The following is an 18,929-nucleotide window of genomic DNA, read 5'->3' as shown; positions in this document are numbered from 1 at the left end:
AGGCCGCTCAGGTGTGCGCCGGCAGGTCGACCACGAAGGTCGCCCCGCCCAGGTCCGACCCACCGGCTGCGACGGTGCCGCCATGGGCCATGACCACGTCTCGGACGATGGCCAGGCCGAGCCCGTGACCGCCCTGGTCACGCGCCCGCGAGGTGTCGAGCCGGGCGAAGCGCTCGAACACCGCATCGCGATCTTGCGGAGCGATCCCGTCGCCGTCGTCGTCGACGGTCAGGATGACTCGTCCGGCTCTGCGGAGGAGCGTGACGACCACCTTCGACCTGGCGTGGCGGGCGGCGTTGTCGATCAGGTTGCGGACCACGGCCTGCAGCTCCTTGGGGTTGCCGAGGACCTGACCTCCCGACACGTTGGTCAGGTCGAACTCGATGGGTGTTGCCGCTCGGGTGCGTCGGGCTTCCTCGAACACGAGGTCGTCGAGGTCCACGGCGGTTGCGGGCTCTCGGCGGCCCTCGTCCAGGCGGGCCAGGAGCAGGAGGTCATCGACTAGGTGCTGGAGGCGGAGGTCCTCGGCGAGCACCCCGGCGGTCAAGACATCGACGTCGAGCCCTTCCGGGTCGGACCGGGCCACCTCGACCAGGTTCCGAATCGTCGCGATGGGGCTGCGCAGTTCGTGGCTGGCGTCGGAGACGAACCGGCGCTGTCGGTCGCTGGCCTGCTCGAGGCGGTCGAGCATGTCGTTGAGCGTGCGCGCCAGCAGGGCGACCTCGTCCCCGCTGGCGGGTTCCGGGACCCGACGACCGGCCGCAGTGGCCCCGATGGCCTCGGCTTCGGCTCGGATGGCTTCGACGGGCCGGAGCGCTCGGCCGGTCACGAACCAGGTCGTCGATGCGACCGCAGCAACGAGGAGAGGGATGGCCACGAAGAGCAGGTTGCGAACCGCTTCCACGGAGTCCTCTGCAGGATCGACAGACCGGGCCGCCAGCACGACATAGCGGCCCTGAGCAACGGTCGCGGGTTCCGAGACGACGACGAAGCGCTGCTCCGGGCTCAACGCCAGTCCTGCGACCGTCCGGGTGGAGCCCACGGGAAGGTCGAGGACCGGCGGCTGACCGTCGACGTTGCTGCTGGAAGCCACCACTGTCCCGGTCGGATCGAGGACCTGGAGCAGCGACTCGTCGACGTCATCGGCGGCCAAGCGATCGAGCGGTGCGCCCGCCTCGATCAGCGCCGCGACGTCGCCGGCTCGGAGGCGCGCCGACCGTTCGACGTTGTCGGTCAAGCGTTGGTCGAGCACGGCGAGGAGGCCGGCTGCGCCGAGGAGCAGCGTTGCACCGAGCACCACGGTGGCGAGCAAGGTGGTGCGGACCCGGATGGATCGGAACCGGATCCTCTGCAGGCGACGGGTCGCCGCTCGGACGAGCCGGTGCGCGCGTTCTCGTTCGAGCGAAGCGACGCCAGGCTCAGCCACCGAGCTCGTCGATTCGGTAGCCGGCGCCACGAACCGTCTGGATCGCCTGCCGACCGAACGGCGCATCGATCTTCCGTCGCAGGTAGTGGATGTAGACCTCCACGATGTTGGGCTCGCCTTCGAAGTGCTCATCCCAGACGTGATCGAGAACGTCGCGCTTGGAGACGGCTTGGCCGCGGTTGCGCATCAGGTACTCCAACACCGAGAGCTCCCGGGTTGTGAGCTCGACCTCCGTTGCCCCGCGCCCGGCGCGACGGGCGCCAGGATCGAGCCAGAGGTCCCCGGCCTCGAGCTGGGCCGGTCGGGGGTGGGACCCTCGGCGGAGCAGCGCCCGAAGCCGAGCAACCAGCACTGTCTGCGCGAAGGGCTTGGTCAGGTAGTCATCGGCGCCGGTGTCGAGCGCTTCGACCTCGTCGAGCTCGCCGTCCTTCGCCGTGAGCATCAAGATCGGTGTCCAGACCTCGGCCCGGCGCAGTTTGGCGCACACCTCGAAGCCGTTGAGCCCGGGGAGCATGATGTCAAGGACCATGGCGTCGTAGGGGTGCTCGAGGGCCATCCACAGGCCATTGGCGCCGTCGGCGCAGACATCGACGGCAAACCCGTCCGCCTCGAGCCCTCGCTTCAGCGACTGGGCCAGCCGTTCCTCGTCCTCGACGACTAGCACGCGCATGCCTCATCATCGCCGCTATGCCACGTGTTCAGGCAGCAAGGCTGACGAGCGGGGGTGCCGTCAGATCGACCGGAGGAGTTCGACGCGTGGACGGCGGGCCCTGGTGGGTCGCGGACGTCCGACTTCTGTTCGCTCGGTGTCGCAACGTGAAACCTCGGTCGCCCGTGAGCGCGTCATCCGGGAACCGCCGCTGTCAGACCCCCTGGTGATGATGCACGCATGACCGTTCAAACGAACACCAACAGGTCGATCTCGGTGCTCTGGAGGCTCGGAGACGAGTGGCGAGATCTCCGCCCGGAAGTCCTGACTTCGACGACGCCAATCGTGTTCCTCACGGCTGGGCAGACATTCCGGATCCTCCACTGGGCCGGTGGCTGGCAGTGCCGCTTTCCCACCAACGACGCTGCCTACATCGCCGGCGACGGCCTTGAAGTTCTCCTCGGTGAGGTGGAGGTAGCCACGCCTTGCGGACTCGTCACCCACGGGAGCACCCGGGACTCGGACTCGCGGTCGATGCCTCTGGTCATGGCCTGCTCGGTCGAGGTCAGCGACCTGGAGGACCTCCTCGCCGTCACCCTCGCCGCCCAGGACCTCTGGCAGGTGCCACGTCTCGGATCCGGGCACCCGCCGATGCCCTGCGGCGCTCTGCACTGCGAGGTTGAACGGGAACTGAGCGAACCGGAGTAGGTGTCGGTCGAGAGCGCCCGCTCCGGCGCCAGCCGCAGCGATACCGAGACCCCTTGGCAAGCCATGGGCTACTCGATCGCGGTTGGCCATGAGGCTGAGATGCCGCAGATGGAGCCGTCCGGAATCTGTCCGAGGCATCGCGCTTTCTCTTCGCAGGTCTGACTGAGCCGAGGGCCCTGCCTCTGATCGAACGTCAAGTGGACCCGTTCCGGACGGAACCCACTCGTAGCAACCCCGGTGTGTCCAAGGTGCCAGTGGCTCCGGACAGACCGGACGCATTATCAGCGCAAACACCCCTCTGGGCGGTCCAGGACCGAGCTGGGAGACTCGACGCTCTGCCCCGAGGAGACATGTCCGTTGCGCCAGAGAGGGTCGAGGACCCATGACCTAACGAACAAGGGTCGGTCGAAGCAACCGGGCAGGTCCGGAAGCGATCTGAGATGCCCGTTCTGGACCGTCACGGCCTAGGAGTTCTAGGTCTGGATGTGCTGCCGAGCACAGTGCGATGGTGCCGCCCATGGCCAGCACGTCTGAGTTCCGAATCGCGCCGATCACTCGGGAAGACCTTGCTGTTGTGTCCGGCGAGTTCAAGGCGGCCTCGACCTACTTCGCCCGGTACGGCATCGAACTCGCCGAGGATCCCACGCCCGCAGACCTTGACCGCCTCCTGGTGGCTGCGGCCGCAGACGCCACCCTCGAAGCCGAAGAGGCCAGCGAGTTGTTCGGGTGCGTGTCCGTCGCAGCCGCTCGCTACATCTCGGGGCGCACCCCCACGGCGTGGAGCAGGCTCTACCCGAAGACCGCAGGAAGCAACGGCCACTACCACCTCGGCTTGGCCGGCCCAGGCGATTGCTCGGCCCTCGACCTTGCCGCCATCAGCAGCGCTGCGATCCACCGCGACGACGAGGCTTCCATGGCTGCGTACTGCGCCGAGGTGATCGAGGAGGTGAACGAGCACTTCCTCGGCCCCGAACACGGCTACGCAAGCATCGCGGAGGCTCGCAAGGGGCCTGCCGGATCACCGTTCCGGTTCCGATCCACGACGAGCGACAGCGGCCTACGGACCGACGAGTTCGTCCTCGACCACGAAGCAGAGACCGCCCTCTACTCCCGTGCGGGTGCAGCGGCCATGCGCGGTCTGCACCGGAAGACGGTGTCTCGGGCGACGATCCAGACGGTCGAGCTCGGCCAGCGTCTCGACGTGACGCCCGGCCTGAAGCGCTGGACGGTTCGCACCGCCAGCGGAGAGATCGTCGGCGATCTGACGCCAGCAGGGACCAAGTCGGCGACACGGCTCGGCAGGACCGCCGACCTCTCGCTCGTTGTGACCAGGGTCTGTTTCGATCTGCACGGACAGGTTGACGACGTTGCTGGCATCCTGCTCCTGACCGAGGCTGCTGAGGCCATCGTCACCGTTCTTCCCTGAGGAGCTGGACTGACGTCAGGTGGGTCAGTCGCACATCTCAGCGATGAGACCGAACCACCTGGAGGGTGCGCGCAACCATCGGCTGTCTACGTAGCGCCTCACATCCCGAGTGCAGGTCACTGTCAACGACTGGCGCGCTCGAGACACCATGACGTGGAGCACCGCAAGTTCCTCCGTGAGCTTGTCTGCGTCCTGGCTGGACCGGTAGTCGGGGAGGACGTCCTCCTCCAGGCCGAGCACATAGACGTGGTCGAACTGCTGGCCTTTGCAGGTGTGCCCGTTCAGGAAGTGCAGGCCAGGCGAGACCGGAACCTCATCGTCTGCGGATGTGCGGATCTCGTTGACGATCTGCTCGAGCGGGGCCGTGCCAAGGAGTTCCTCTAGAGACTCCACGGCGTGGTTGAGGTCGTCCTCGGTGTCCACGTCGTCTTGGCCGCACTCTTCGAAGCAGAGAAGGAACAGCTCATCTAGTCGCTCACGATCCGATTCGTGCCGGAGGAGCGCAGTTTGGAGATGCTTTCGAAGGAGCTGCACGACCCGGGGCCTGTGGACGGGGTAGTCCCAGAGCTCGAAAGCAAGGCCTGCTGACCGAGCCGCTTCCTCGACCTCACGGCGTCGCCATCCGGTTCTGGCCATGATCGCAACGCTGGCCTGCGGGTTGGCTCGAACATCTGCGATGGCGAGTTCAAGGATGCAATCGGCCTCCACCCAGGTGTCGGGAAAGCGAAGCGTCTGCGCAGAACCGCAGCCGGGCCAGGCTGAGGGATCCGCGCACTGGAGCTCCTGACCGCCGAGCTCGGCCGCCACTGCCGACACGACCCGAAGTACCGCTGGAGAGGAGCGGTACGACGTGTCCAACCGGATTTCAAGAGGCGCCCTCTCGAGCATCCGGCCATAGGTCCACTCGGCGTCTGCGCCCGCGAACCCGTAGATACCTTGTGCTTCGTCGCCGGCAAGGATCAGCGCCTGTCCGCTCAGCCGCTCTGCCAGGGCGAACTGCAGTCGGGTCAGGTCCTGGCACTCATCTACGACCACGACTGGAAACCGGGACTGGTACAACCTGGCGATCTCCTCGACCTCGAGGAGGCGCACGGCGTGCCGGATTGCGTCGCTGTAGTCGAGGCGGTTCGCCAGCCGGAGCCCTCGCTCGTAGGCGACTCCGGCCTGGCCGGCGAAGTGCAACAGCCGGTCCATGGTCTCGTCCTGGTCGAACGCACCTGCCTTGGCGACGTCGATGTTGTCCTTCAGGTCGTACCGGTTTGCTCCGTGTTCCCTCGCAACGGCGGCCCGATGCTGGGCGAGCCAACCCGGTTGCGGCAGCAGCGCTGATGGGTCAAGGCCGAGAGTCGCGCCGTGGGCCCGGTAGAGCCGGTAGCTCATCCCGTGGAAGTTCGCTACGTAGCATCGTCGGCGCTGGCTTCGGCTCGTGATCTCGTGGATGCGCGAGCGGAGGTTGGATCGCGCCTTCGTCGAGAAGGTGACGGCGAGAACCTGTTGCGGGGCAGTGACGAGACCGCGTGAAAGCAGGCTCTCGACTAGGTGCGCGAGGTGGTGGGTCTTCCCGCATCCTGGTGGTGCCGTGAGAAGGACATCCCTCACCCCCACCTCCTGGTACCAGTGCTGCCCAGTCAAGAGTCCACGATCAGCGCAACGAGACTGACGAGGGAAGCAAGACGCTCGGCGTCGTTCAGCACCATGGTCCTCTCGAGGGCTACTGCGTGAACAACCTTCTTGAGGCGACACCACTCGGTGTAGGCGTCGGCTTCGATTTCCGCAACCGAGTCGACCTTGAAGGTGCCGAGGATCTGTCGCTCGTCGTAGAGGCCCGAGGCGCAGAGCAACTCCGCATGCCTAGCGACCCCCAGACCGCTCACTGCCTCCCCCTCGAGGTCGGGATCGCTTACCTGGAAACCCACCGAGAGAAGCGCCTCGTCGTCGTTGCTCACGCCGAAGGCGGTAGCGACGATGTTCGCCTCTTCGCGGTCGACCAGGCCGAACAGATCGAGATCGAAGCCCCTTGGCCCGTACAACCGCAGGAGTGTCTTGAAGCTCGTCGCTCCTCCCGCAACGACGACTGAGCTGTCGACTCGGTCGAGATCATGGCCGAGGAGCCGGGCGACAGATCTCAGCAGAACTCGGTCGCTCGGTCCCTCGACGAGTACTACCGATTTCGCGGTCAGAGGTTCCAAGGCTGCGTCATCCCACCACTGGGCGAAGAAGGCCGGCGCCGCTGCGACGGCTTCGGGCGGGAGTTGGCGGATTCCGTCGTCGACGAGGGCGACGACGTCGGCTGGGTGAAAGGACGACAGCACTGCCGACGAGTGTGTGGCCACTAGGCGCTGACCTGTGCCGGAGGCGAGCAATCCGCCGAGTCGGGCCTGGCCTCTGGGGTGTAGATGGATCTCAGGCTCGTCGATGGCGAGGATTGCGGCGGGCTGGGCGAGCCGTTGGACCACGATCGTCGACAGCGCCCGAAGCCCATCAGACTGATGGTGGAGGGGAGCCGGCTCACCTGCGTGATCTCGGAGCCGCAGCTCGGCCTGACTCGAGGGGTTCTCAGCCACCGGGGCCACCACAACGGAGAGATCCTCGGCGGCCACGGGCCGTGGCGTGAGGTCTGTCAATCCCTCCGCAAGGCGGGCGCGAAGGTCGAGAACGGTCTCGGTGCCATCGATCAGCGCGTTTGCCTCTGCGAGCAGGTCGACCAGCTGGGCCTTCTGGTCCCCAAGATCAAGTGATGAGACGAGGGTCCGAAGAGCGCTTCTGCGCCCGGCCCCCAGCTCTCGCTCTGGGGACCTGGTGGCTGGCAGGAACCCCCATCCGACCGCAGCAAGGTGCTCCGGCCTGACCCGCCGATCGTCTCCTGGCTTCTTGAAGACCCTGACCAGGTTCGGTTCGCCGTCCTCGTACGAGACTTCGCACGAAAGCTCCAGAGACTCGGTGGCTACTCCGTCGACGGTGCTGACGTTGATCTCATCCGGGAAGGCCGAGCGGTCGCTGTCGTCGAAGGAGTCGAAGTGAACCTCGACTCGAAGGGGTTCGTCAGGGTCTCGGAACTCCGAATCGGTGAAGGTGGTCAGGACCTGCCCGAAGGTGCCTCCGAGGACAACGTCGAGAGCCCGCAGGAGCGTGGACTTGCCCGATGCGTTGGGCCCGACGAGCGCCAGATGGTTCCGCACCTCGAAGTCGAGGTCTGGGATAACCCGATGGTTGACGAACACGAGGCGAGCGATGCGCATGGGGCTCCTTCACGGTCGAGGAAGAACGTGTCGACTCCGCGATCGGCGACAGCACCCGCAGCAACGATCGCTGCCTTCCCGCCCCCGCCAGCTTGAGCCAAGTTGCTCCCCCACCTAGCAGGGAAAGCCTACGCCCTTGTGCCTGGATCTAACGGCACCCTCTGCTGCATCCGGCTGGACCGCCGGCCCGATTCAGCCGTAGGTTTGAACGGGCATGACCTCGAACCTCCCCTGCGTCGAAGCGGCCGGCTGCCGGCTCCACGCGCAGCTGTGGGGCGCCTCCTCGCCGCCCAGCCCCAGGACGGCCATCCAACCAGGCGGTGCACGCGCCCATAAGCGCTCCATAACCGGGGTGGTCCAAGTCGGCGCAACCTGGGCGAACTCGGTCTACCTAGGTCCCCGACTGCCAGGGCCCTATCGGGCCTGCTCGGCGACCGAAAACGACGAAACCCCCTGCGTAGCAGGGGGTTTCGCTCCGAGCGGACGACCGGATTCGAACCGGCGACCCTCACCTTGGCAAGGTGATGCTCTACCAACTGAGCCACGTCCGCGTGGGGGCCTCACCATAGCGCGAGGCCCTCGGACCGACCAACCGGGAACCGGTCGATCGGGCGAAGCGTTGCCTGGCCTAGCTGCCGGTCCGGTAGCGGATGCGCTGGGCCAGCTCGACGGCCAGCGGGCGATCGCCGATCTGATCCACCACCAGCTGGCGGCCGCCCACCACCAGGGTGAGGCTGGCCGTGCGGTCGTCCTGCCAGCCCTGCACCTGGATGCCGCCGTCGATGGCGAAGCGCTCGACGGTGGGCCGCCACTGGCGGTCGTCGACGAGCACCACGGCCTTGTCGGTGAGCGCCAGCACGGCGGGGTTCCCCTCGAACCTGCCGGCGACGATGGCCTCGACCGCCTCGCCGTCCTCCAGCACGGCGCCCGCCACCGCGAGCGCCGTCTTGGCGTTCTTGCGGGGCGAGTTGCCGAGGCGACCGGCGGCGGCACCGAGGCCGTTGGGGTCGGTGTTGACCGGGGCCGCCGGAGCGGCCGGCGGGGCGTAGCCCGGTGCGGGCGGGCCGGCCGGGGCGGCGCCCCACGCCGGTGCGGCCGGTGCTGCAGGAGCGGGCGGCGCCCCCCATGCGGGGGCGGGCGGGGCGGCGGCGGGCGGCGGCGCGCCCCAGGCCGGAGCGGCGGGGGCAGGCGGGGCGCCGGGAGCCGGCGGACCGCCCCACGCGGGCGGTGCTGGCGGCGCGGCTGGGGCGGGAGGCGCCGGAGGGTTCCACGCCGGGGCGGCCGGGGCTGCGGGCGGATCGGGTTGCGGCGCTGCCCAGGCCGGCGGGGCCACCGGCTCGACCGGCGGGGCGAACACCGCAGGCGGGGCCGGAGCCTCGGGAGCGGGCGGGGCCGGGGCCTCGGCCGTGGGCTCGGGGACCTCGGCAGGGGCCGGCTCGGAGGCTGGTGGCGGCGGGGTGGGGTCACCCACGGGCTCGGGCGCCTCCCACGGGGGCGGCGGGGCCGGGGCGTCCTCGGCCGCAGCGGGGACCTCGGCGGCAGGCGCCGGCTCCTCGGGGGCGGGCGGGGGCGGAGCGGGGGCCTCCCACGCGGGGGCGGCCGGCGGCTCGAAGGCGGCGGGCGGAGCCGGCGGGGCGGCCGCCTCGAACGGCGGCGGCGGAGCCGGAGCGTCAGCGGGCGGCGACGGGGCGAACGGCGAGGGGGCGGCGGGAGGCGGGCTCCAGGCCGGGGCCTCGTAGGCGGGCGGGGCCGGCGGCTCCGGCGCCGAGCTGGCCTCGAGCTCGGCGGCGAGGGCGGCCGGGGCGTCAGGCGCCGTCGCCTCGGGCTCGGGGGCGGCCAGGGACCGCCCGCAGGTCATGCAGAACTTGGATCCTGCGTCGTTCTCGGTCCCACAGGCCGCACACTGCATCGATCGTTCCTTCGCCATCACGTCGTCGTTCGGGGGGTTTTCCGGCGAAGCGTACGTGACCCCGGGCGCCCCTGGTGCGAAACGTCCGAATGGGCGGTGGAGGGCCGGAGATCAGCGCGGTGGCGGGTCCTCGGCTGGAGCCAGGGCTCGCGCCAGCAGCGCCGCCCCGTGCTCGGAGAACGCGATCGCGCCGGTGGCAGCCAGGCCGGCCGGGCTCATCTTCTTGGCGGTGCGCTGGAGGACCTGGATGGTGTGCTCGTCGCCGAGCTGGGCGGCGACGTCGTCGTACTGGAGCTCCAGGAAGACCAGGCAGAGGGCGTCCTCCTGGGTCTGCACGTCCGGGTCCGAGCGCAGGCGCTCCTTGGCCACGATGGCCTGCACCCGCTCGATGGTCGCCGCGTCGTAGCCCACGCCTTCGAGCAGCTCCCCCACCTCGGCGGCCTCGCGCCGCTTGTGGTCAGCCCGCCAGCGCAGGTATGCGGCGCGGCCGTCGGGGTAGTCGCTGCGGGGGCTGACCCACCGGCGCAGGTGGTGCGCCCGGGCCGCCAGCTGCTGGGCCTCGGTGGCGTCGGGCGCCAGCACGGCGAGCCAGTGGCTCATGCGCTCGGCGTGGACCAGCTCCTTCGGCCGGGAGGTGCCGTCGACCACGAGCTGGTTCGGGTCCTCGGCGTTGGCGGCGTCGATGGCGGCCAGGCCGCGGGCGAGGCGATCGCCACCCGGCTCGGCCGGCTCAGTCGCCACGGGCGTCCGGCGGGCGGAGGTCGACCCGCAGGGTGAGGATGCCGTCCTCCAACGTCGCCTCGGCATCGCCGACGATGGCGAAGTCCTGGAAGTCCAGCTGCGCCTGCTGGATGAGGCGGGTCCGCTCGGGACCGGCCACCGGGGGCAGGTTGCGCTTCTTCACCGCGACGGAGCGGTCACGGAACCGCTGGAGCATCGCGTCGACGTCGAGAGCTTCGGCCATGGCGTGCACGGTACCCGGCCGGCGACGCCACCCCGGTTGGCCGAGGAGCGGTCGCCCGGCGGCGGCGGCCGCTCAGCGGGGCGGGGCGGCAGCGCGATAGGCCGCGGCGCGCTGGTCGGCCGAGGGCCGCACCGTGCGGGTGGCCGGCGAGGCCTCGATGCGGTCGTGCTCGCCGGTGCCGCGCGGCTCCCACTCGTCGTCGGCCCCGGCGTGGTCGGCCCCGGCGACGGCCCGGCGGGAGTGGCGGCCGTGCTCGCCGCGCTTGGCCTTGCGGTCGGCCGAGGACGTGGCCGGGATGGGCTCCTCGATCGGCACCGGCTTGGTCTGGCGCCAGTACCGCAGGGTGAGCACCATGAGCGCGAGGGCCACCGCCACCAGGCCGCCCACCACCAGCCAGATCTTGCGGTTCTCGCTGGCCGCGCTCGGCGAGCTGGTGGCGGGTGCGGCCGTGGTGGTGGTCTCGCCCGCCCCGGCTGCGGTGGTGGGCGCCGCCGTGGTGGCGATCCCCGGGGCGGTCGTGGTGGTCACGAGCAGCGTGGTGGTGGCGCTGGGGTCCTGCGTGGGAGCGGCGGGCGCGGCGGGCGCGGCGGCGGCCGGCGAGGCCGTCCACCCCGACGCGGCGAGGCCGAGGAGCAGGGCGACCACCGCCACGCGCCGCCGGGCGACCCGCAGGCGGTCCGGGCCCGTCGCCGGGGCGGGTGCGGGGCGCGGGGCGGTCACGGGGACGAGAGCGTACCGGGCACGGTCCGCGGCGGGCACGTCACGGGTCGCCGCAGGGGTCGGGGCCGTCACCGCTGGTGGACCGGGCACGAGTAGGTGGTGCGGCCGCCGATGGTCCGGCGCTGCAGCGGGGCGCCGTCGCGCGGGCAGGTGCTCTCGCGGTGCCGCGCGGCCTGCAGGTCACCCGTGTGGGAGCCGCCGCGATCGAACAGGGCGGTCACCGTCGAGCGGATGCGCCGGGCCAGGGCCTTCACCTCGGCGTCGGCGAGCGACCGGGTCGGGCGAGCAGGGTCGAGGCCGGCCCGCCACAGCGTCTCGTCGACCAGGAGGTTGCCGAGGCCGGCGATCTTCGACTGGTCGAGCAACCGGGCCTTCAGCGGGGCCGTCGAGGTCCCGAGGGCGGTCCGCAGCTGGGCCAGCGTGATGGTCCACGCGTCGGGCCCGAGCGCCTCGACCGGGGGATCGAGCTCCACGCCGCCCAAACGGCGGGGGTCGGCCATGCGGAGGCGGGCGCCGCCGTCGAGCACCAGGGCGAAGCGGTCCCACTCCGGAAGGTCCCGCTTGGAGCCGTACTCCAGGTCGGTGATGGGCGCCTCGCCGTCGAGCGCCAGCCGTCCGGTCATGCCGAAGCGCAGCCCCAGCTCCGGCCGGTCGCCGTCGAGGTGGACCAGCAGGAGCTTGCCGATGCGGTCGGTGCCGGTGATGGTGGCGCCGGTCAGCGCGCCCTCGACCACGTTCGGGGTGAGGCCGCCCTTCAGGAACCAGTCGTCGGGCGCCTCCACGGCGTCGATCCGGCGGCCCACGGCCCGATCGGCCAGCCGTCGGTACACCTCGACCTCGATCAGCTCCGGCACGCCCGCAACCTACCGAGCGCCCGGCCCGGCCTCGGTCACTCGCCGGGGTAGCGCACGCCCAGCGCCGCCCGCACCGCGTCGAGCGTGGCGGCGATGGCGAGCGTGTCGGCCCACGGGTGCTGCGGGCTCTGCCGCTCCCCCGCCTGCAGGCAGCGCTGCACCTCGGCCGCCTCGTGGCACAGGCCGTGGCCCCGCATCGGCGCCTCGATGGTGCGCCGCCCGGCCGGGCTCGACACGGTGATCGCCTGCGGGCAGTGCATGAACGCCGGCAGCTCGATGGCGCCGAGCGTGCCGGAGATGCGCGCCTCGCAGGCGAGGCTGGCCCGCAGCGAGGCCTTGGCCACCGTGAGGCCCCCGCCGGGGTGGCGGAGGCCCGCCACCACGTGCTCGTCGACGCCGGTGGCACCCACGTGGCCGGTGGCCACCACCGCGTCCGGCGGGCCGAGCACCAGGTGCCCGAGCTGCACCGGGTAGATGCCCTGGTCGAGCGTCGCCCCGCCGCCGAGGGCGGGGTCGAACAGGCGGTGGCCGGGGTCGAACGCCATCACGTAGCCGAAGTCGGCGTCGACCTGCTGGGGCTGGCCGACCTCACCGTCGGCCAGGACCTGGCGCAGGACGTCGTAGGCCGGCAGGAACCGCGACCACACGGCTTCGAGCAGGAACCGGTCGGCCGCGTCGGCGGCGGCCACCACCTCGGCGGCCTGCGCGGCGTTGAGCGCGAGGGGCTTCTCGCAGACGACGTGCTTGCCGGCGGCCAGGGCCCGCAGGGCCTGGGCGTGGTGGTCGGGGTGCGGGGTTGCGACGTAGAGGACGTCGACGTCGGGGTCCTCGGCCAGCGCCTCGTAGGAGCCGTGGGCCCGGGCGATGCCGTGGCGGGCGGCGAAGGCGTGGGCGCCGGCCTGCGTGCGCGACCCGACGGCCACCACCTCGGCGCCCTCGACCCGGGCCAGGTCCTCGGTGAACGAGGTGGCGATGCCGCCGGTGCCGGCGATGCCCCATCGCCAGGTGCCGGTGCCCGCCCCGAGCCGCTCGGCCGACCGACCGGTCACGTCAGGACACGCTCGGCGGGACGGGACCGGCGGCGGCGACGTCGAGGGCCTGGGCGAAGTCGGCGATGAGGTCGTCGACGTGCTCGAGGCCGACCGACACGCGGATGGTGCCCGGACCGATGCCGTTGGCGGCCAGCTCGTCGGGCAGGAGGTTGACGTGGGTGGTGGAGGCCGGGTGGGTCACGAGCGTCTCCGGGCCACCCAGCGACGTGGCCAGCTGGGCGATGCGCACCGCCTCCACGAAGCGGCGGCCGCCCTCGAGCCCCCCGGCGACGTCGAAGGTCACCAGCCCGCCGCCCGACGACATCTGGCGCATGGCCAGCTCGTGCTGCGGGTGCGACGGCAGGCCCGGGTAGCGCACGTCCTCGACGTCGGGGCGGGCTTCGAGCGCCCGGGCCAGCACGAGGGCGCTCTCGGACTGCTGGCGGATGCGGATGGGCAGCGTGCGGATGCCGCGGATGGCGTTGAGCGCGTCGTAGGGCGACGCCGAGGCGCCCTGCAGGACGGCGAAGCCCCACAGCCAGTCGATGAGCTCGCGGCTGCCGGCCACCACCCCGAGGGTGGCGTCGTTGTGGCCGGCGATGCCCTTGGTGGCCGAGTGCAGCACCAGGTCGACGCCGTGGCGCAGGGGCTGCTGCAGGATCGGCGTGCCGAACGTGGCGTCGACCACGGTGATGGGCCCGGCGATGGCGCCGAGCGCGTCCAGGTCGATCACGTCGAGCTTGGGGTTGGCGGGCGTCTCGCCGAAGACCAGGACGGTCTTGCCCGGGCGGACCGCGGCGGCGAAGGCGCCCGGCTCGGTGCCGTCGACGAACGTGACGTCGATGCCGAAGCGCGGGCACACGGCCTGGAACAGGAGCTGCGTGGCGGCGTAGAGCTGGCGCTGGGCGACGATGTGGTCGCCCGACGAGCACAGGCCCAGCACCACGGCGCTGACCGCCCCCATGCCGGAGCTGAACGCCCGGGCCGCCTCGGCGCCCTCGAGCTCGGCGATGGCGTCCTCGAAGCCGCCCACCGTGGGGTTGCCGTAGCGGGTGTAGAAGCGGTCCGAGCCCACCGACGTGGCCATGCGCCGGGCGTCGTCGACCGTGGGCGTCACGAAGGTGGAGGTCGGCCACAGGACCGGCGCGAGCGAGGTGCCGTCGCCGCGCCGTCCGGCTCGCACGGCACGGGTCTGGGCGTCGAGCGCAGGGCGGGCGGGAGCGTCGGGGTCGTTCGTCATCGGTGCGCTTTCTCGAGGAAGGGGACCAGGGCCGCGGCGACCTGGTCGAGGGCGATCAGGAAGGCGTCGTGGCCGTGGGGGCTGTCGATCTCGTGGTACGTGGCCTGGCCGCCCACGTCCTGGATGCCCGTCACCAGGTCCTGCTGCTGGTAGGCGGGGTACAGGATGTCGGAGGTGATGCCCATGGCCAGGACCGGGGCGGTGATGCGCCGCAGGGCGCCGGCCAGGCTGCCCCGCCCTCGCTCGATGTCGTGCAGGTCCATGGCCTTGGTGAGCAGCAGGTACGAGTTGGCGTCGAAGCGGCGGGCCAGCTTGGCGCCGTGGTGGTCGAGGTAGCGCTCGACCTGGAAGCGCTGCCACATCTCGAAGCGGCCGGCGAGCGGCTCGACGGGCTCACGCCCGAACCGGTCGGTGAACACGTCGTCGCTGCGGAAGGTGACCTGGGAGATCTGGCGGGCCAGGGCCAGCCCGGCGTGGGGGCCGTCGCCCGGCTCGGCCTCGTAGTAGTGCCCGTCGCGCCACTTGGGGTCCAGGGCGATGGCCCGGCGGCCGGTGCTCCACCACGCGATCTGCTGGGCCGAGGCGGCGGCGGTGGTGGCGATGGCCACCAGCCGACCCACGCGGTCGGGGTACATGACGCTCCACTCGAGCGCCTGCATCCCGCCCATGGACCCGCCGACGACGGCGTGCCACACGTCGATGCCCAGGGCGTCGGCCAGCTTGGCCTGGGTGCGGACCATGTCGCGGATGGACACCACGGGGAAGTGCGGGCCGTAGTGGCCGAGGCGATCCGGCAGCGGCGAGGCCGGACCCGTGGTCCCCTGGCAGCCGCCCAGCACGTTGGCGCAGACCACGAACCAGCGGTCGGTGTCGATGGCCTTGCCGGGTCCGATGGCGTCGTCCCACCAGCCGGGGCCGGGGTGGCCGTCGCCGGCGGGCCCGGCGGCGTGGGCGTCACCGGTGAGGGCGTGGCAGACGAGCACCGCGTTGTCGGCCTCGGGCGAGAGCGTCCCCCAGGTCTCGAAGCACACGGTGATGTCGTGGAGCTGGCCCCCGCCCTCGAGCACGAACGAGCGATCGACGGCCATGCGCATGAACTGCCGCTGGCCCAGGGGATCGCCGGGCCGCCAGGCCCCGGTGGCCGGCAGGGTGCTGGCGTGGGGCTGGATCCACGGCGGAGGGACCAGCAGGGACTCGGCGTCGGCCCAGTGGGCGCCGTCGTCGGTCATGTGCTCCTCCTCGATCGCTCGGAGGGCCGTTCACCTGGTGCCAGTGGTTGGGCCGGGTGGCCCAGACACTTCGTTGCCGGCGGCTGCCGGCCACATCCCCGCCCGGAGGCGAGAAGGCACCTTGGGTGTCCGTCCCAGGTTGCCGGACCCGGTCGCCCGGGCCACTCGTGATGACCCGGGCAGGATAGGCGCGCTCCCCCGGGGCCGCGCAACACCGTTCGCGCGGGCGGGCCGTGGCGCTGGGGCGTCGCTCAGCGGGGCGCCGGGGCGGGGGCGCGGTCGAGCCACCAGGCGGCGAGGTCGTCGGCCGCTCCGGCGGGGACGGCGTAGGCGGCCGCCATGGCGGCCACGAACGCCGGGTGGTCGCCGCGCTGGAGGGCCGTGGCGCCGGCGGCCCAGGCGCGGTGGTCGACCGGGAGCGGGAGCGCGCCGACGCTCGCCACGCTGTGGCGGATGGCGTCGCCGGCCCGGGCGCTGCCGGCCGTGGCGGCGAGGGCGGCGACGGTGCCCACCGGCGAGCAGACCACCGCGGCGACCTCCCAGAGCCGCCCGACCGGGGCCACGAAGGCGACGGTCGGGGTCGACGCCACCCAGCGCCCGCCGGCGTCGACCGCCGCCTCCCCGACGCGTCTGCGTGGCCACGACCACCTTCGGCACCAGCATCTGCTGGACCCAGGTGTGCGCCCGCCCGCCCGCCGCCGCCAGCGAGGCCAGGTCCACCGCCGGCCGGTCGTAGGCGTGGCGGGCGAAGCTGGCGGGACGGCGGCCCCAGGTGCAGCGACCCGGATCGAGCAGGCCCGAGGTCACCAGGGCCGCCAGGCCCTCCGGCAGGTCGTCGTGGTCGACGCCCTGCGGCGCCTCGCCCACGTGGCCCACGAGGCCGTAGTACTCGTCGCGGAAGCCGGCCCGGGCGGTGCCCAGGTCCCGCAGGGAGCCGGCCGAGCGGGCCGGGGGGTCGGGCACGCCCAGCGCCGCCAGCGCCAGCGCCGCCCACCCGTCGCCGCCGCCGGCCGCCACCACGGCGGCCACGAGCGAGCCCGGGGCCGACGCCTTCAGGGACGAGACCGACCGGCCGTGCCAGCGCCGCACCGTCGCTCGGCTCGGCTCGGGCGGGAGCGAGACGGCCGTGCCGGCGGCCTCGGCCGGGTCGGCGAGGTCGGCAGGGGGCCGTTGAAGCACCGCGGCGCACACCAGCACCGAGGCGCCGAAGACCGGTTCGCCCGCCACCCACAGGTCGGTGAGCGGACCGACCGCAGCGGCCGCCGCCCGGGCGGGCGCCGCGTCCCGGGCGGCCAGGACCGAGGTCGGCAGGATCATGGCCAGCCGGCCGCCCGGCGCCAGCGCTCGGGCGCCGGCCACCAGGAAGAGCGCCGCGGTGTCGGTGTAGGGGCGGACGACCGCGTCGCCCCACCGGGCTCGCAGCGCGGCGGCCGACGCCGCCGAGCGCACCGAGCGGCCGGCGAGCTGTCCCTGGAACGGCGGGTTGCCCACCACCAGGTCGAAGCCGGCGGCGGCCGCCACGGGGAGCGGGCCGGCCGCCGCAGCCCGAGCCCGGGCGCTGCGCGGCTGCGCGGGGGCCACGTCGACGAGGGGGTCGGCGACGGCCAGGTGGGGCCCGGGCGTCGCGTCGACGGCGCCCTGTGCGGCCGCCCACCACGCCAGCGCTGCTTCGGCGACGGCCACGGCCCCGGGGTCGACGTCGGTGCCCCACAGCAGCTCGCCCGCCACCCGCTCGGCGGGAACGCCCTCGGCGAGCAGGGCGTCGGCTGCGGCCAGCAGGAAGACGCCGCCGCCGCACGCCGGGTCCCACACCTTCGGGCCCGCGGTCGCCGCCGCCGAGGCGCCGGGCAGGACCAGGGCCACCAGCCGGGCCGCGAGGTCAGCCGGGGTGTAGTGGGCGCCGGCGTCGCGGGCGTCGGGGTGCAGGGCGGCCTCGTAGAGCACGCCGAGCAGGGCGGGGCCGGCCCGCTCGGCCGGCACGTCGACGGCCAGCAGTTCCGGCACCCGGCCCACCCCGTCGACCCGCAGGCCCACCGCAGGCTGCCACCCGCCGGCCGCGCCGACGACGTCGACCAGCGACGCCGCCACCGCCAGCGGGCTGGCCCCGACCGCAGCCCGGGCCACCTGGCCGAGCAGCCCCGGCGGCACACCGCCGGCCGAACCGGTCATCGCGCGCTCACGGCCTCGAACTCGTCGCAGTTGTCGACCTCATGCGCCGACAACTGCGACAAGTTCGTGGCTCGACGGTGACAGGAGGTCCGGGCTCAGAGGCCGTCGTCGGGGTTCCAGCTGGTGAGGTCGGCCAGGACCTTGTTGTTGGAGAAGACCTCGTGCATGGGCTGGTCGACGCCGAGGCGCTTCTGGAGCCGGCGGACCTCGAGCTCCTGGTCCCACAGCAGCAGGGTGACCACCAGGCCGCCCTGGCCGGCGCGGGCGGTGCGGCCCGAGCGGTGCAGGTACGCCTTGTGGTCCTCCGGCGGGTCGTAGTGGATGACGACGTCGATGTCGTCGACGTGGATGCCGCGGGCGGCGACGTCGGTGGCCACGAGCACGTCGAGCTTGCCGGCGGTGAAGTCGGCCAGGGACTTCTCCCGGTGGCTCTGGCGCAGGTCGCCGTGGATGGCGGCGGCGTTGACGCCCTCGCCCTCGAGCTGCTCGACCAGCTTGTCGGCCATGCGCTTGGTCCGGGTGAACATCAGCGTGCGGGTGCCGCTGCGGGAGATGGCGGCGGCCACCTTCATCTTGTCCATCTGGTGGACCCGCAGGAAGCGCTGGGTCATGGAGGCGACCGTGACGCCCTCGGACTCGACCTCGTGGCGGACGGGGTCGCGCTGGTAGCGGTCGATGAGCACCTGCACCACGCCGTCGAGGGTGGCGGAGAACAGCAGGGTCTGGTGCTCGCCCGGGATGTGGCGCAGGATCCACTCGACCTGGGGCATGAATCCCATGTCGGCCATGCGGTCGGCCTCGTCGAGCACCACGATGCCGACGTCGGTGAGGTCCAGTTCCTTGCGCTCGATGAGGTCGATCATGCGACCGGGCGTGGCGGCGATGACCTCGACGCCGGACTTGATCTTCTTGATCTGCTTCTCGATGTCGGCGCCGCCGTAGATGGCGGCGACGGTGAGGTCGCGCACGGCCCCGATGGGCGCCAGCTCCTCGCTCACCTGGGTGGCCAGCTCGCGGGTGGGGACGAGGATGATGGCACGGGGCCGGCCGGCTTCGGCCGGCTTGACCAGCTGCAGGACCGGCAGGCCGAAGGCCAGGGTCTTGCCCGAGCCCGTCTTGGCCTTGCCGCACACGTCGCGCCCGGCGAGGGCGTCGGCGATGGTGAGCTCCTGGATGGCGAAGGCCGAGGTGATGCCCTTGGCCGCGAGGGCGCCGGACAGGTCGGGGGCGACGCCGAGGGCGTCGAAGGTGGTGGGCACGTGAACTCCGGATCGTCTACCTGATGGGGAGGGTCGTCCTCCGGCTCTCGTGTCAGGTTGGTGAGACGAACGCGTGATGAGGTGACCCGCGGGACCGCCCGGTGTG

The 18,929-nt window shown here is 72.2% G+C and carries 16 protein-coding genes, 1 tRNA gene, 1 pseudogene and 1 riboswitch; of the genes and pseudogenes, 2 read left to right on the top strand and 16 right to left on the bottom strand.

What is annotated here, in order from left to right:
* Window positions 1-7: 7 nt before the first annotated feature.
* Both KSP35_RS01765 and KSP35_RS23855 read right to left on the bottom strand, forming a co-directional pair.
* Window positions 8-1,492, bottom strand: a complete 1,485-nt coding sequence (locus tag KSP35_RS01765; protein ID WP_254127146.1) for a cell wall metabolism sensor histidine kinase WalK — start codon at window positions 1,490-1,492, stop codon at window positions 8-10.
* Window positions 1,419-2,096 carry a response regulator transcription factor gene (locus tag KSP35_RS23855; RefSeq protein ID WP_254126932.1) on the bottom strand — a complete coding sequence of 226 codons (678 nt, stop codon included), beginning with the start codon at window positions 2,094-2,096 and terminating at the stop codon, window positions 1,419-1,421. The genes KSP35_RS01765 and KSP35_RS23855 overlap by 74 nt, the downstream gene beginning before the upstream one ends.
* Before the next feature lie 219 nt (window positions 2,097-2,315).
* On the opposite strand from KSP35_RS23855, the gene KSP35_RS01760 reads away from it, so the two are divergent.
* Both KSP35_RS01760 and KSP35_RS01755 read left to right on the top strand, forming a co-directional pair.
* Window positions 2,316-2,783 (top strand): hypothetical protein, encoded by a 468-nt coding sequence (locus KSP35_RS01760; RefSeq protein WP_216998532.1) that lies wholly within the window; start codon window positions 2,316-2,318, stop codon window positions 2,781-2,783.
* 517 nt (window positions 2,784-3,300) lie between these two features.
* Window positions 3,301-4,209 (top strand): hypothetical protein, encoded by a 909-nt coding sequence (locus tag KSP35_RS01755; protein WP_216998531.1) that lies wholly within the window; start codon window positions 3,301-3,303, stop codon window positions 4,207-4,209.
* 24 nt (window positions 4,210-4,233) lie between these two features.
* Here KSP35_RS01755 and KSP35_RS01750 read toward each other — a convergent pair whose 3' ends face one another.
* The 14 genes and pseudogenes from KSP35_RS01750 to KSP35_RS01685 all read right to left on the bottom strand — a co-directional run bounded on the left by KSP35_RS01750 (window position 4,234) and on the right by KSP35_RS01685 (window position 18,823).
* Window positions 4,234-5,808, bottom strand: a complete 1,575-nt coding sequence (locus KSP35_RS01750) for a UvrD-helicase domain-containing protein (protein ID WP_216998530.1) — start codon at window positions 5,806-5,808, stop codon at window positions 4,234-4,236.
* A 29-nt stretch (window positions 5,809-5,837) separates the two neighbouring features.
* Window positions 5,838-7,448 (bottom strand): ATP-dependent endonuclease, encoded by a 1,611-nt coding sequence (locus tag KSP35_RS01745; RefSeq protein ID WP_216998529.1) that lies wholly within the window; start codon window positions 7,446-7,448, stop codon window positions 5,838-5,840.
* Between the two features lie 478 nt (window positions 7,449-7,926).
* Window positions 7,927-7,999: transfer RNA gene (locus KSP35_RS01740), tRNA-Gly, on the bottom strand.
* A 77-nt stretch (window positions 8,000-8,076) separates the two neighbouring features.
* Window positions 8,077-9,357 carry a zinc ribbon domain-containing protein gene (locus tag KSP35_RS01735; protein ID WP_216998528.1) on the bottom strand — a complete coding sequence of 427 codons (1,281 nt, stop codon included), beginning with the start codon at window positions 9,355-9,357 and terminating at the stop codon, window positions 8,077-8,079.
* 111 nt (window positions 9,358-9,468) lie between these two features.
* Window positions 9,469-10,098 carry a DUF4202 domain-containing protein gene (locus KSP35_RS01730; RefSeq protein WP_216998527.1) on the bottom strand — a complete coding sequence of 210 codons (630 nt, stop codon included), beginning with the start codon at window positions 10,096-10,098 and terminating at the stop codon, window positions 9,469-9,471.
* Window positions 10,088-10,321, bottom strand: coding sequence for a hypothetical protein (locus KSP35_RS01725; RefSeq protein WP_216998526.1), 234 nt, complete (start codon window positions 10,319-10,321; stop codon window positions 10,088-10,090). Before KSP35_RS01725 ends, KSP35_RS01730 begins: the two co-directional genes overlap by 11 nt.
* Before the next feature lie 72 nt (window positions 10,322-10,393).
* Window positions 10,394-11,041 (bottom strand): hypothetical protein, encoded by a 648-nt coding sequence (locus KSP35_RS01720; RefSeq protein ID WP_216998525.1) that lies wholly within the window; start codon window positions 11,039-11,041, stop codon window positions 10,394-10,396.
* Window positions 11,042-11,109: 68 nt separating this feature from the next.
* Entirely contained in the window at window positions 11,110-11,895 is a 786-nt protein-coding gene (locus tag KSP35_RS01715; RefSeq protein ID WP_216998524.1) for an Fpg/Nei family DNA glycosylase, read from the bottom strand.
* Between the two features lie 35 nt (window positions 11,896-11,930).
* Window positions 11,931-12,944, bottom strand: a complete 1,014-nt coding sequence (locus KSP35_RS01710) for a Gfo/Idh/MocA family protein (protein ID WP_216998523.1) — start codon at window positions 12,942-12,944, stop codon at window positions 11,931-11,933.
* Between the two features lies 1 nt (window position 12,945).
* Window positions 12,946-14,166 (bottom strand): PLP-dependent aspartate aminotransferase family protein, encoded by a 1,221-nt coding sequence (locus KSP35_RS01705; RefSeq protein WP_216998522.1) that lies wholly within the window; start codon window positions 14,164-14,166, stop codon window positions 12,946-12,948.
* Window positions 14,163-15,395, bottom strand: a complete 1,233-nt coding sequence (locus KSP35_RS01700) for a homoserine O-acetyltransferase (protein ID WP_216998521.1) — start codon at window positions 15,393-15,395, stop codon at window positions 14,163-14,165. Before KSP35_RS01700 ends, KSP35_RS01705 begins: the two co-directional genes overlap by 4 nt.
* A 59-nt stretch (window positions 15,396-15,454) precedes the next feature.
* A riboswitch (SAM-I-IV-variant riboswitch) is annotated at window positions 15,455-15,574 on the bottom strand.
* 72 nt (window positions 15,575-15,646) lie between these two features.
* Window positions 15,647-15,958, bottom strand: a complete 312-nt coding sequence (locus KSP35_RS01695) for a hypothetical protein (protein WP_216998520.1) — start codon at window positions 15,956-15,958, stop codon at window positions 15,647-15,649.
* Window positions 15,959-16,739: 781 nt separating this feature from the next.
* A pseudogene (locus tag KSP35_RS25440) lies at window positions 16,740-17,564 on the bottom strand (N-6 DNA methylase); the annotation flags it as partial.
* A gap of 95 nt (window positions 17,565-17,659) precedes the next feature.
* Window positions 17,660-18,823 carry a DEAD/DEAH box helicase gene (locus KSP35_RS01685; protein ID WP_216998519.1) on the bottom strand — a complete coding sequence of 388 codons (1,164 nt, stop codon included), beginning with the start codon at window positions 18,821-18,823 and terminating at the stop codon, window positions 17,660-17,662.
* Window positions 18,824-18,929: the final 106 nt, after the last annotated feature.

It is taken from the genome of Aquihabitans sp. G128 (assembly GCF_019048865.1).
Taxonomy (GTDB): Bacteria; Actinomycetota; Acidimicrobiia; order Acidimicrobiales; family Iamiaceae; genus Aquihabitans.
The sequence above is the reverse complement of the archived record's forward strand: the minus strand, read 5'-3'. Positions and strand labels throughout refer to the sequence as shown.